9 protein-coding genes and 1 pseudogene are annotated in these 13629 nt (G+C 54.7%); 4 read left to right on the top strand and 6 right to left on the bottom strand.

Going from position 1 to position 13629, the window contains the following annotated elements:
* Nucleotides 1-20 precede the first annotated feature (20 nt).
* Nucleotides 21-1829: a sodium-extruding oxaloacetate decarboxylase subunit alpha gene (gene oadA / locus GHN86_RS03390; protein WP_153377634.1), complete on the bottom strand. Its 1809-nt coding sequence runs from the start codon at nt 1827-1829 to the stop codon at nt 21-23.
* 11 nt (nt 1830-1840) lie between these two features.
* The gene (locus GHN86_RS03385; protein ID WP_122783536.1) at nt 1841-3256 is read right to left on the bottom strand and encodes an acetyl-CoA carboxylase biotin carboxylase subunit; all 1416 of its coding nucleotides are present in this window, start codon (nt 3254-3256) and stop codon (nt 1841-1843) included.
* A 190-nt stretch (nt 3257-3446) separates the two neighbouring features.
* Here GHN86_RS03385 and GHN86_RS03380 point away from each other — a divergent pair, with 190 nt between their 5' ends.
* Nucleotides 3447-4409, top strand: a complete 963-nt coding sequence (locus tag GHN86_RS03380) for a LysR family transcriptional regulator (protein ID WP_153377633.1) — start codon at nt 3447-3449, stop codon at nt 4407-4409.
* On the opposite strand, the gene GHN86_RS23580 is transcribed toward GHN86_RS03380, so the two are convergent.
* The 3 genes and pseudogenes from GHN86_RS23580 to GHN86_RS03365 all read right to left on the bottom strand — a co-directional run.
* Complete coding sequence (locus GHN86_RS23580) at nt 4351-4554, bottom strand: PA3496 family putative envelope integrity protein (RefSeq protein WP_153377632.1); 204 nt, start codon at nt 4552-4554, stop codon at nt 4351-4353. The two genes, GHN86_RS03380 and GHN86_RS23580, sit on opposite strands and share 59 nt — an antisense overlap.
* A 203-nt stretch (nt 4555-4757) precedes the next feature.
* Nucleotides 4758-5624: a transcriptional regulator HexR gene (gene hexR, locus GHN86_RS03370; RefSeq protein ID WP_153377631.1), complete on the bottom strand. Its 867-nt coding sequence runs from the start codon at nt 5622-5624 to the stop codon at nt 4758-4760.
* 136 nt (nt 5625-5760) lie between these two features.
* Nucleotides 5761-7437: pseudogene (locus GHN86_RS03365) on the bottom strand (putative bifunctional diguanylate cyclase/phosphodiesterase); the annotation flags it as partial.
* A gap of 432 nt (nt 7438-7869) precedes the next feature.
* On the opposite strand from GHN86_RS03365, the gene uvrD reads away from it, so the two are divergent.
* From uvrD to GHN86_RS03350, 3 genes are all read left to right on the top strand, one after another.
* Nucleotides 7870-10053 carry a DNA helicase II gene (uvrD, locus tag GHN86_RS03360; protein WP_153377629.1) on the top strand — a complete coding sequence of 728 codons (2184 nt, stop codon included), beginning with the start codon at nt 7870-7872 and terminating at the stop codon, nt 10051-10053.
* A 325-nt stretch (nt 10054-10378) separates the two neighbouring features.
* Nucleotides 10379-11224 carry a Tim44 domain-containing protein gene (locus tag GHN86_RS03355; RefSeq protein WP_153377628.1) on the top strand — a complete coding sequence of 282 codons (846 nt, stop codon included), beginning with the start codon at nt 10379-10381 and terminating at the stop codon, nt 11222-11224.
* 134 nt (nt 11225-11358) lie between these two features.
* Entirely contained in the window at nt 11359-11766 is a 408-nt protein-coding gene (locus GHN86_RS03350; RefSeq protein ID WP_122783528.1) for an SMI1/KNR4 family protein, read from the top strand.
* An 89-nt stretch (nt 11767-11855) separates the two neighbouring features.
* On the opposite strand, the gene GHN86_RS03345 is transcribed toward GHN86_RS03350, so the two are convergent.
* On the bottom strand, nt 11856-13616 hold the full coding sequence (locus GHN86_RS03345; RefSeq protein ID WP_153377626.1) for a cation:proton antiporter: 1761 nt from the start codon (nt 13614-13616) through the stop codon (nt 11856-11858).
* Nucleotides 13617-13629 lie beyond the last annotated feature (13 nt).

Raw genomic sequence — 13629 nt, 5'->3', positions numbered from 1 at the left:
CGTTTGTATCAAAGGCAGTATCAGGCTTCGATTTCGATCAGAATTTCTCCCGGGTTGACGCGATCGCCTTTGATGACATGGATGGTGATGATTTTGCCGGCAATGGCGGCCTGCACTTCGGTCTCCATCTTCATGGCTTCGGTAATCAGCACCGATTGGCCAGCTTTCACCGTGTCGCCCACATTGACCAGCACATCGACGATGTTGCCTGGCATAGCCGTGCTGACGTGGCCCGGCTCGCTGGCCTGCTTGCGCTTGCTTGAGGTGCCGCCAACGAATTCGTTGAGCGGCTCGAACACCACTTCTTCCGGCATGCCGTCGATCGACAGGTAGAAGTGACGCTTGCCTTCTGCCTTGACGCCAACACCTGTGATGTCGACCCGGTAGCTTTCGCCGTGTACGTCGATGACGAATTCGGTCGGTACGCCTTCACCGCCCGCCTTGCTCACGCCGCCCGCTTCTGGAATCGGCAGCAGCACTTCAGGCGACAAGGTGCCGGCCGCACGCTCTTCGAGGAATTTACGGCCAATGTCCGGGAACATGGCGTAGGTCAGCACATCTTCTTCGGACTGTGCCAGCGCTCCGATTTCGCCGCGCAGTTTGACCATTTCAGGCTTGAGCAGGTCTGCCGGGCGGACGTCGATGAGCTCTTCGTTACCAATGGCCTGACGACGCAGCTGTTCGTTGACCACACCCGGCGCTTTGCCGTAGCCGCCTTGCAGGTACAGCTTCACTTCGTTGGTGATGGTTTTGTAGCGCTCACCCGCCAGCACGTTGAAGAACGCCTGTGTACCGACGATTTGCGAAGTCGGTGTCACCAGCGGTGGGAAGCCCAGGTCTTCTCGCACACGCGGGATTTCAGCCAGCACTTCGCTCATGCGGTTCAGGGCGCCCTGCTCTTTTAGCTGGTTGGCGAGGTTAGAGATCATCCCGCCCGGTACCTGATTCACTTGTACGCGGGTGTCGACGGCGGTGAATTCGCTTTCGAACTGGTGGTATTTCTTACGCACGGCATAGAAGTACAGGCCAATTTCCTGCAACAGCGCCAGATCAATGCCAGTGTCGTATTCGCTGCCTTTAAGCGCCGCCACCATGGACTCGGTGCCCGGATGGCTGGTACCCCACGCGAAGCTGGAGATCGCGGTGTCGATATGATCAGCGCCGTTCTCAATAGCCTTGAGCTGGCACATGCTCGCCAGACCGGCCGTGTCGTGGGAGTGGATAAAGATCGGCAGGCTGATTTCTGCTTTCAGGGCTTTAACCAGGTCGCCCGTGGCAAACGGTGTCAGCAGGCCAGCCATGTCTTTGATCGCGATCGAATCGCAACCCATGGCTTCCATTTGCTTGGCCTGAGCCACAAACGCATCCACGGTGTGCACCGGGCTGGTGGTGTAGGCGATGGTGCCCTGAGCGTGCTTGCCAGCAGCTTTTACAGCCTCGATGGCCACACGCAAGTTACGCACGTCATTCATTGCATCGAAGATGCGGAATACGTCGATGCCGTTGACGGCCGCTTTGGCGACGAACGCTTTAACGACGTCGTCGCTGTAATGGCGATAGCCCAGCAGGTTCTGACCGCGCAGCAGCATTTGCAGGCGGGTGTTAGGCAATGCCGCACGCAGTTGGCGCAGACGCTCCCACGGGTCTTCTTTCAGAAAGCGTACACAAGCATCAAAGGTCGCGCCGCCCCACACTTCCAGCGACCAGTAGCCGACTTTGTCGAGCTTGTCGCAGATAGGCAACATGTCTTCAGTGCGCATGCGAGTGGCCAGCAGCGACTGGTGAGCGTCACGCAGAATGGTGTCGGTAACGAAAATCTTTTTAGACATTGTTTTATTCCTTACAGGCCTGCGTGGGCGGCAATGGCAGCAGCGATGGCCAGGGCCAGCTCTTCGGGTTTGCGCTTGATCGAGTAGTTGGTCAGTTCCGGGTGGCTTTCTACGAAGCTGGTGTTGAACTGGCCACTACGAAACTCCGGGTTACGCAGGATTTCCTGGTAGTACGCGGCGGTGGTTTTAACCCCTTGCAGACGCATGTCATCGAGGGCGCGCAAACCACGGTCCATCGCTTCTTCCCACGTCAGCGCCCACACCACCAGTTTCAGACACATGGAGTCGTAATACGGTGGAATGGTGTAGCCGGTATAGATCGCCGTGTCGGTACGCACGCCAGGCCCGCCGGGCGCGTAGTAACGGGTGATCTTGCCAAAGCTGGGCAGGAAGTTGTTTTTCGGGTCTTCGGCATTGATCCGAAATTGCAGGGCAAAGCCACGATGCTGAATGTCTTCTTGCTTGATAGACAACGGCAGGCCGGAGGCGATGCGAATCTGTTCACGAACAATGTCGATGCCAGTGATTTCTTCGGTGATGGTGTGTTCCACCTGCACCCGGGTGTTCATCTCCATGAAGTACACCTCGCCCTCGGCGAGCAGGAACTCCACAGTACCGGCGTTTTCGTAGCCCACAGCCTTGGCTGCACGCACTGACAGGTCACCGATATAGGCGCGCTGTTCCGGAGTCAGTTGAGGGCTTGGGGCAATTTCGATGAGCTTCTGGTTGCGGCGCTGGATCGAGCAGTCGCGCTCGAACAGATGCACTACGTTGCCGAAGCTGTCACCAAGGATTTGCGCTTCGATGTGCTTGGGGTTAACGATGCACTTTTCGAGAAAGACTTCAGCTGAACCAAATGCTTTGGTCGCTTCAGAAATCACGCGAGGAAAGGCTTGTTCCAACTCTTCGCGACTGTTGCAGCGACGAATTCCGCGACCGCCACCGCCTGATGTGGCTTTAAGCATGACCGGGTAGCCAATGCGCTCACCTTCCAGCAGGGCCTCATGGATATCGGCAACGTTGCCTTCTGTACCCGGCGTAACCGGCACACCGGCCTTGATCATGCTGCGACGAGCTTCAGTCTTGTCACCCATACGGCGGATAACTTCTGCGGCCGGGCCGATGAACTTGATGCCGCGCTCAGCGCAAATATCGGCCAGCTCAGCGTTTTCCGACAGGAAACCATAGCCCGGATGCAACGCATCACAGCCTGTTTCAACCGCCAGATTCACCAGCTTGCGCGGGTTCAGATAACCCGCCAGTGGATCTTCGCCAATGCTATGCGCTTCGTCGGCACGTTTTACGTGCAAAGCATGGCGGTCTGCTTCGGAGTAGACCGCTACGGAACGAATGCCCATCTCGGCGCAAGCACGCACGATACGGACAGCAATTTCTCCGCGGTTGGCGATCAGGATCTTTTTTATCACTTGGATTTTCCCTAAAGCCCATGGAACAAACGACCTGCTAGACCAGGTCGGCACGTGTCCAAATGTGTCTGAACCGTTGTGTCGCCACACTAGACCCACCCAACAATAAACAAAAATCAATAATTCTTGGGTCATGCATAAGTAACGACTTATAGTCAGAATACTCATCGCTTCGGGAAATTTAATCAAAATGCGTAAGTCATTGATGCGTATAACATTTCGTCAATTACAGGTGTTCAACGAAGTGTGTGATTTGCGCTCTTATAGCCGAGCCGCAGAGGAAATGTCGCTGACGCAACCCGCCGTAAGTCTACAAATTCGTCAGTTGGAAGAGCTGATTGGCCAGCCATTATTCGATTACGTAGGCAAGAAGCTGTACATGACCGAGGCCGCTGAAGCGCTTCAGTTAGCCAGTCGCGACATCTTCGGGCGACTTGAAAACCTCGATATGCAGTTATCGGACATGCTGGGTTCATTGCAGGGCCAGTTGAAATTAGCCATCGAATCGAGTGCAAAATATTTTGTGCCGCATTTATTTGCAGCGTTTAAGCGCCAGCATCCCGAGGTTAATTTGCAGCTCACGGTGGTTAACCGGGCACAAGCCGTTCGTCGGCTTTCAGATAATCGCGATGATTTGGTGATTATGTCGATGGTGCCGCAAGACATGGGCCTGGAGTTTTTGCCGTTTCTGAATAATCCGATTGTCGCGGTAGCGCCAGCGGATCATCCGCTGTGTAAACGCGGACCGCTGCGTTTGCAGGATTTGGAGCCGTACACCTTGCTGATGCGTGAGCAAGGTTCGGGTACGCGCTTGGCGTGTGAAGAGTATTTCAAAGAGAAGCGCGTGCACTTCGGTCAAACGCTGGAAGTTTCTTCCAACGAATCCCAGCGCGAATGTGCGGTGGCCGGATTGGGCGTGGCGCTTTTGACCCGCCACGCCGTCAGCCTGGAACTGGCAACCGGCCTGTTACGTGAATTGCCGGTTGAGGAGTTACCGCTGTATCGCAGCTGGTGCGTGGTGCAGGCAAAAGCGAAACGCCTGTCACCCGTGGCACATGCATTTCTGGGGTTTATTCGCAGTGAGCGCCAGCAAATCAGCGCGCTGGTTGAGCGCTTCGACGGGCAGTTGCCGGCGGGGCCTGCCAATAATTGAGGCCAGAATAATCTTCTGTCTCCAGACGCAGCTGGCGCTGGTCCGTACGGTCTTCAATCGCGCGACGAAAAGCCATGCGGCGCTGGTCTTCTTGCTGACGGCGGGTTTTGACGGCGCTGTTGCGTTCTTCGTAAGGCTGAGCCATTTCGAGTCTCCCAAGGCGTGTACGGGAGCTTTACGATGCGCTTTGTTTGTGACGGCATTGCGAAGGAAAGATGACAGGGGAATGAAAGCGAAATCCAGAACCCCTCTCCCAGAGGGAGAGGGGACTAAAAGCAAAAAACATATTTGCGTAGCGCCACAATTCAGTCCCCTCTCCCTCTGGGAGAGGGTTAGGGTGAGGGGCTTTTAATCTTCGTGACTTTTCAGCGATTTAGGCGACAGGCGCAAACTGCGAAGACTGCGTTTAACGCTTTTGAGGTGATTGACCAAGCTCGGGCCGCGGGCCATGGCTACGCCCATGGCCAGCACATCAATCACCACCAGGTGGGCAATACGCGAGGTCAACGGGGTGTAAATTTCAGTGTCTTCATGCACATCAATGGCCAGATTGATGGTCGCCAGTTCAGCCAATGGCGTTTGGCTTGGACATAACGTAATCAATGTGGCGCCGCTTTCACGCACCAGATTGGCGGTAATCAGCAAATCCTTGGAACGCCCCGACTGAGAAATACAGATTGCCACGTCGGTAGGCTTTAACGTCACGGCGGACATTGCTTGCATGTGCGGGTCAGAATACGCAGCGGCCGTCAGCAATAAGCGAAAGAACTTGTGCTGGGCATCTGCGGCTACAGCACCAGAGGCTCCAAAACCATAAAACTCAACTCGTTGCGCTTGCGACATGGCCGTCACGGCCCTTTGCAATGCAACTGGATCAAGTTTCTCGCGCACGTCCATTAACGTGTGCAACGTCGTGTCGAAAATTTTCAGGCTGTAATCAGCCACCGAATCGTCTTCGTGAATCGCAAATTGACCAAAACTGGCACCCGCCGCCAAGCTTTGCGCAAGCTTGAGTTTTAGATCCTGAAACCCTGAACACCCTATCGCACGGCAAAAACGCACGATAGTGGGTTCGCTGATTCCGACGCTATGCGCAAGGTCTGCCATGGAACTGTGCATTACAGCCGCAGGATCAAGCAGCACGTGATCGGCAACCTTGAGTTCCGATTTACGTAACAGGTGGCGTGACTGGGCGATATGTTGCAGCAGGTTCAAAGGTCTGGACTCGGTCTGTAAGCGGCAGGCGCCGGGGATGTAGCAATCTTGTAGTTATACTACAAGAATTCGCTTTTTGCCCAACCAATACGTCATCTAAAAACCTGCGCCCCCTGTGGAACCGAGCTTTTGAGCACTACAAAATAACGACACCGCAGCGCAATAACTCACCAAAAGCCGTGGCGTTAACCGGTCGGCTGATCAAGTACCCTTGCACCTCGTCGCACTGCTGATTTTCAAGAAAAGCGAGCTGTGTTTCGTCTTCAACCCCTTCAGCAACCACTTGCAGGTCGAGACTGTGGGCCATAGCAATAATTGCAATGGTAATTGCATCGTCTTCGCTGCAACGCCCAACACCGCGAATGAAGGTTTTATCGATCTTCACGTAATCGACAGCAAATCGCTTGAGATAGCTGAGCGACGAATATCCGGTGCCAAAATCATCAATTGCCAGCTTGACCCCCAACTCATGCAGTTGTTGAAAGGCCACAATGACGCTTTCGACATTGTCGAGCAGCTGGCTTTCGGTTAACTCAAGCTCAAGACAGTGCGGCGCCAACCCGGTTTCTTCGAGGACTTGTCGCACTTGGCTGACCAACTTGCCTTGACGTAACTGATGCCCCGACAAGTTCACCGACACCCGTATCGGCGCCAGCCCGGCACGCTGCCATTCACACGCCTGTCGACAGGCTTCACGAAGTACGAACTCGCCAATCGCTGCGATCAGACCCGTCTCTTCGGCCAGCGCGATAAAGTCGCTGGGGGGCACGCTGCCCAGCTGTGGGTGATCCCAACGCACCAACGCTTCAGCCGCATGCAAACGACCTGTTTTCAGGCATAACTTGGGCTGATAGAACACGTTGAGCTGGCCTTCGACAATCGCCTTGCGCAACTGATTCTCCAGCTGAAATCGTTCCAGTGTGCTGTGTTGCAAGCTATGACTGAAAAAATGAAAAGTACCGCCGCCTATATGTTTGGCTTGCTGCATGGCTTGACTGGCCTGATTGACCAACATCGCACTGTCCCGAGCGCTGTCAGACATTAAGCTGATACCAATTGATGCGCTGATCACCAGCTCGTGGCCGTCGATCGTCAGTGGCCTGCCAAGCCTGCTCAAGAGTCGAGTAGTGACGCGCGCCAAACTGGTCAAGCTGCCATAGGTGTCAAATAACACAGCAAATTCATCACCGGATAATCGCGCAATGGTGTCGGCCTCTGGCATGGCCTTTTTCAAGCGCTCAGCCACATGTTGCAGCACCTGGTCGGCCAGCTCATGCCCAAGGCTGTCATTGAGCCGTTTGAAACGGTCGAGGTCGATATGCAGCAATGCGAGGCTACGAGAGCCTTGTCGCGAACGTTGATTGGCTTCTTCAAGGCGCTCTTTAAACAAAAGGCGATTGGCCAACCCCGTTAGCTCATCAAAATGTGTGAGGTGCCGCACTCGCTCTTCAGAAATTCGTCGTGCCGAAAGATCACTAATAAAAGCCACAATGTGGCTGATTACATCGCTGGCATCGCGCACCACTTTGAGTTGCAACCATTGCGGGTAAAGCTCGCCACATTTACGGGCCTCAACTAACTCCCCCTGCCAACTGTCTTGCTGATCAAGCGAGGCTTGAATGATAAGCGAATGCCGAAAGGCATCGCGACCACACGCCAGTTCAACCACCCGATGCCCCACCAGCTCATCAACCGAATAACCGCTGATACGGCTAAATGCCTGATTGACTGCCAGTATCGTGTAGGCAGGATCAAGAATAACGATGCCTTCACTGGCCGCTTCAAACACGGTGGCCGCTAAACGCCGCTGCTCTATTTCTCGCGCAAGCACAGCGTTCAACTGCTCGCTGCGCGCGTTGGCGAGTCGCAGATCTTCCAAGAGTTTTTGTTGTTGTGCATTCCCTGCCACGTAGCGTTTTTTGACTTGCCAGACAAGAACAGCGCCCAGGGAAAACAAACACCCAGCGCCGATGCCGAAAGAAATACCCAGCGAGCTAAAACCCTGAATCATCAGCAAATTCTTATATGTGGGTGACCAAAAGTACCCCTGAGCATACACAAGCAATGCACATGACCAAACGAGATAAAACGCTTATGAATGGATCCAATAAATCAAAGCAATCCAAATGCGTCTACACATACCCATGCGCCTGTCTATACAAACAGGTTTGAAGACAACTAAATAAGACTTGCCTGAACGGCATTGGGGTTTGCCGGGGTTGGCTGCGCGCCCTAGAATGCTCCGATGCGCGATGATCTCTCTCTCTTGTTAAATTCTCTCAACGATGCCCAACGTCAGGCCGTCACGGCCAGTGTCGGGCGTCAGTTGGTTCTGGCCGGCGCAGGTTCCGGCAAAACCCGTGTGCTGGTGCACCGTATCGCCTGGTTAATCCAGGTCGAAAACGCGTCCCCGCACTCCGTGTTGTCGGTGACTTTCACCAACAAGGCTGCAGCCGAGATGCGCCATCGCATCGAACAGCTCATGGGTATCAATCCAGCCGGTATGTGGGTCGGCACCTTCCACGGACTGGCTCACCGCCTGCTGCGTGCTCACTGGCAAGAAGCCGGGCTGAGTCAGACTTTCCAGATTCTCGACAGCGATGACCAACAACGCTTGGTCAAACGGGTGATTCGTGAACTGGGCCTGGATGAACAGCGTTGGCCCGTGCGTCAGGCACAGTGGTTTATCAACGGCCAGAAAGACGAGGGCCTGCGTCCTCAACATATTCAGGCCAGTGGCGATTTATTTCTGGCGACCATGCGAAGCATTTACGAGGCCTATGAGGTCGCGTGCCAGCGCGCCGGGGTGATCGATTTCTCTGAACTGCTGTTGCGCGCCCTTGATCTGTGGCGCGATAACCCCGGCCTGCTGGCGCACTATCAGAAGCGCTTTCGGCACATTCTGGTGGACGAGTTCCAGGACACCAACGCCGTGCAGTACGCGTGGCTTCGTTTGCTGGCCCAAGGTGGCGACAGCTTGATGGTGGTGGGCGATGACGATCAGTCGATTTACGGCTGGCGTGGCGCCAAGATTGAAAATATTTACCAGTACTCCACTGACTTCCCGGACGCCGAGACCATTCGTCTGGAACAAAACTACCGTTCGACCGCTGGCATCCTTAAAGCGGCTAACGCTCTGATTGCCAATAACAGCGGGCGCATGGGCAAAGAGCTGTGGACGGACGGCGGCGAAGGCGAAGCTATAAATTTGTACGCAGCCTTCAACGAGCATGATGAAGCGCGCTACGTGGTCGAGACCATCGAAAGCGCCCTGAAAACGGGTCTTGCTCACAAAGACATCGCTATTTTGTACCGCTCCAACGCCCAATCACGGGTACTTGAAGAAGCGTTACTGCGCGAACGCATTCCATACCGCATTTATGGTGGCCAGCGCTTCTTCGAACGCGCAGAAATCAAAAATGCCATGGCTTATATGCGACTGCTGGAGGGCCGTGGCAACGATGCGGCATTGGAGCGGGTCATTAACGTTCCAGCACGCGGGATCGGCGAAAAAACAGTTGAAGCCATTCGTGAACACGCACGTCACAGTGATGTGTCCATGTGGGAAGCCATGCGCCAGCTCATCGCCAATAAAGCGTTGCCTGGTCGCGCTTCAGGCGCCATCGCGGGCTTTATTGAACTGATCGAAAGCCTCGCAGCGAAAGTCATGGAGATGCCGCTGCACCTGATGACTCAAACGGTAATCGAGCAAAGTGGGCTGATTGCCTACCATCAAGCCGAAAAAGGCGAAAAAGGTCAGGCCCGAGTAGAAAACCTTGAGGAGCTGGTCAGCGCCGCACGTAACTTTGAGAACAACGAAGAAGACGAAGAGCTCTCGCCTTTAGCCGCTTTTCTTGGCCACGCATCACTGGAGGCTGGCGACACTCAGGCAGAAGAACACGAAGACGGCATCCAGCTGATGACGCTGCACAGCGCCAAAGGCCTGGAGTTCCCCTATGTATTCCTCGTAGGCATGGAAGAGGGTCTGTTCCCGCACAAGATGAGTCTTGAAGAACCTGGCCGCCTTGAAGAGGAACGTCGTCTGGCCTACGTGGGCATCACTCGGGCGATGCAAAACCTGGTGATGACCTATGCTGAAACCCGTCGCCTCTACGGCAGTGAAACCTACAACAAGGTTTCACGTTTCGTGCGCGAGATACCAAAGGGGTTGATTCAGGAAGTTCGACTGTCCAACAGTGTCAGCCGTCCTTTCGGCGGCGGTCAGAAGCAAAGCGCCAGCACCTTGTTTGGCGGTTCGGATATTCCCGAAACCGAATTCAAGCTGGGTCAACTGGTCCGCCACGCCGTCTTCGGCGAAGGCGTCATCCTCAATTTCGAGGGCGCAGGCGCTCAGGCACGGGTTCAGGTCAACTTCCCGGAAGGCAGCAAGTGGCTGATGATGGGCTACGCCAAACTTGAAGCTGTCTGACAGCCGCCAGACAGCGAGCTGACGATAAGGTGGGCAATATGAGCCCTCCTGTCAGCTACCTTCGCGGCGCTGACAGCGATACTTGCCTGAGTAAGGGTTGATCGCCACATTCCTCTGCACTGTCGTGCCGTGCTAATGGGGTTAACACGATAGACCTTTTGTAGTTTCACTGACTTTGGCTGAGAGGCCAGAGATGTGGACTACAAATGAATCGGAAGCTTCCTACACACATTTAGGCAAAAGCCCGAAACACTTCACCGCTAGCCAGTCACCCTTCACCTGTGCAACATGACGCGCGTGTCATCCACAAATGGGAATTCCCTTTATGAAACGTTTTCTTAGCATCGCCATGGCGTTGTGCATCGGTTTAACGATGAGCCTCGACGCTAACGCCAAACGCTTTGGCGGTGGCAAAAGCTTTGGCTCGGCCCCTAGCCACCAAACTCGTCAAGCCGCACCCGCCGCAGCCCCTGCTGCTGCAGGCGCTGCCGCTAAAGCCGGTGGTGCTTCGCGCTGGTTAGGCCCTCTGGCTGGCCTCGCTGCCGGTGGCCTGCTCGCCTCCATGTTTATGGGCGGCGGCTTCCAGGGCATGCAGTTCTTAGACATCTTGATCATGGCGGTCATTGCCTTCCTGATCTTTCGCTTCATTGCCGCCCGTCGCCGTAAGCAACAGACTGAAATGATGGCTCCGGCTGGGCCTGCTTCGATGCAGCGCGAAACTTTCGATGCCAAGCCTGCCACTTCGTCGATTTTCGGCGGTGGTTCAGCCGCCCCGGCAGCACGCCCGGTGATAAACGCTCCGGCTTGGTTCAACGAACAGAACTTCCTGGAAGCTGCACGTAACCATTTCCAGTCCCTGCAGCAGCATTGGGATGCCAACGAGATGGATAAAATCGCCGAGTTTGTTACACCGCAAATGCTCGATTTCCTCAAGCGTGAGCGCGCTGATTTGGGTGACGGCTTCCAGTCCACCTACATCGACAACCTGACCGTGCAACTGGACGGCCTGGATGATCGCGCTGACAAAACCATCGCCACACTGACCTTCAGCGGAGTTTCGAAAACATCGCGTTTTGATCAGGGCGAAGCGTTCAGCGAGAGCTGGAACATGGAGCGCCAGCAAGGCGAGAACCAGCCTTGGTTGGTTGCCGGTATCCGCCAAAACGGCTGATCTGCGTCTATTACATGCTGTAATCAAAGCCCCGGACTTGTCCGGGGCTTTGCATTTCACGATTGCACTTATAACAAGCTACTGTATAAAGCGCGTCTTATAAAACCGCGCCATAGAGTATGAGGATAGAGGTCGTGGAAGAGATCATCGAAGAACTACGTGAAAAGAATGAGCCTGTGCCGGTTCCTCTGGAACTGCCAGACGAAGACCAACTGGTAGAAATCGAAGAGCAACTGTTCATCGATATTCCATTTGTCTTCAAAGAATTTTTGTTGACCGTTAGCGACGTGGTGTATGGCAGCCTGGAACCCGTTACCGTGACGGATCCACAGTCCCATACCTATTTGCCTGAAGTGGCAGCGACTGCATGGGACCTGGGCGTGCCCCGTGAACTCATCCCGATTTGTCAGGACGGTGACGACTACTACTGCGTTGAAGAAGACGGCACCGTGGTGCTGTGGTCAGGCGAAGAAGAACTGGTGACCGAAGAAACATGGGAATCGGTCTGGCACTGGGCCCGGGATGTCTGGCTGGAAAGCTGATACCTGCGTGCAGTGAAACGCTGTAGAAGCGATCTAGCTCCCGCAACACGACCGTGAGCTAGGTCGCCTCTACAGAGCACAGGGCAACGTCAATGGCCGCCCTCTTTATGGTTATCAAGCGTCTCCAGCAACGCCACCTGCATGCGCGTATGAACCCGGATAAACCAACGCCACAGCACCGCAGCAACCCCCGCTGCCACAACCGCAATCACGATCAGCAACTCATTGGTGGGCAAAATGCTCGCCGACAAGGCTGACAGCAGCAAGAAAATCACCAGCAACGACAAAATCGGAATGACTTCGGCAATGATCCGGCGCACACGCTGGGTATGACGCCCGGCCATTTCAGGTTTAACCCCCATCTCCGCGAGCAGCGTCGACAGCGCCTTGAGCTTGCGATAAGCGGCGATCAGGAACGGCAGAGACAACAACAATGCCGCGCCCCAGATCAATCCATTTTGCCAACTCGATTTCATTACCCAGCCCTGCAGGTACTCGGCAATTCTTGGTGCGAAATAACCACCGGCAAAGAAAATCGAGATTACCAACGCCAAATTAACCCCGACCTGCAACAGAATTTTGCGGATCATGGCCGCAAGCAATGCGCCCTCGCCTTGGGGCTGAATACTGCGCAACCATTCGCCATACAGCGCAAACACCCGGGAAACACGATTGGGCATGACTTGCGCCAGCTTGAGCGAGAGCGGGTCTGCGGCACGAATCAGATACGGGGTCATCAACGTCGTTAAAACCGACACAGCGACGGCTACGGGGTACAGAAAGCTGCTGGTGACCTGCAATGTCATGCCTAGCGCTGCGATGATGAAAGAGAACTCACCAATCTGCGAAAGACCCATACCAACCCGCAGCGAAGTCCGCCCATCATTACCCGCAATGAATGCGCCCAGCCCACAAGAAAGCATTTTGCCCAGCACCACCGCACAGGTGATGACCACAATCGGCAAGGCGTATTCCCACAGAATGGCCGGGTCGAGCATCAGCCCGATAGCGACAAAAAAAATGGCGCTGAAAAGATCCCGTACAGGCTCGATCAAACGCTCGATTTTAAGCAGTTGGCGCGACTCGGCCATGATCGCGCCAATTAAAAAGGCACCCAGTACCATGCTGTATTCCAGCTTGACGACTAACAGGCAGAAGCCAAAACACAGGCCCAGCACAGTAATCAGCAGCATCTCATTACTTTCAAAGCGAGCCACATACGCCAGCACCCGTGGCACCAGCAAAATACCGATGACGAGCGCCACGATCATAAATAAAGACAGCTTACCGACGGTCGAAAATACTTCTTCCGGGCTGACGCTGCCGCTCACGGCAATGCTCGACAGCAACGCAATGATTCCGATGCCCAAAATATCTTCAACGATCAACACGCCGAAGATCAGCTGGGCAAAGCGCTCGTTTTTCATCTTCAGGTCGTTGAGCGCCTTGACGATGATGGTGGTTGAGGAAATGGCCAAGATGGCACCCAGGAACAATGAGTCCATGGTGTTCCAATCAAACCAGCGGCCAATTTCGTAGCCAATCCAGATCATCAGCGTAATTTCCATAAACGCTGCGATAAAAGCGGTAGCCCCGACCTTGAACAGTTTGCGCAGGCTAAATTCCAGTCCCAGACAGAACATCAAAAAAATCACCCCCAATTCGGCCAGGGTTTTGATCGTCTGCTCGTCGTGGATCAAGCCAAAAGGCGGCGTGTGTGGGCCGATGATGAAACCGGCCACGATATAACCCAGCACGACCGGTTGCTTGAACCGGTGAAAGAGGATGGTCACCACACCTGCAACCAGCATGATGACTGCCAGATCCTGAATAAAACTGATGGCATGCATGGCGTGGTGCTCC

Origin of the sequence: Pseudomonas helleri, from assembly GCF_009600315.1 — a bacterium.
Taxonomy (GTDB): domain Bacteria; phylum Pseudomonadota; class Gammaproteobacteria; order Pseudomonadales; family Pseudomonadaceae; genus Aquipseudomonas; species Aquipseudomonas helleri_A.
Note: the sequence above shows the minus strand (reverse complement) of the source record. Positions and strands in the feature narration are given on the sequence as shown.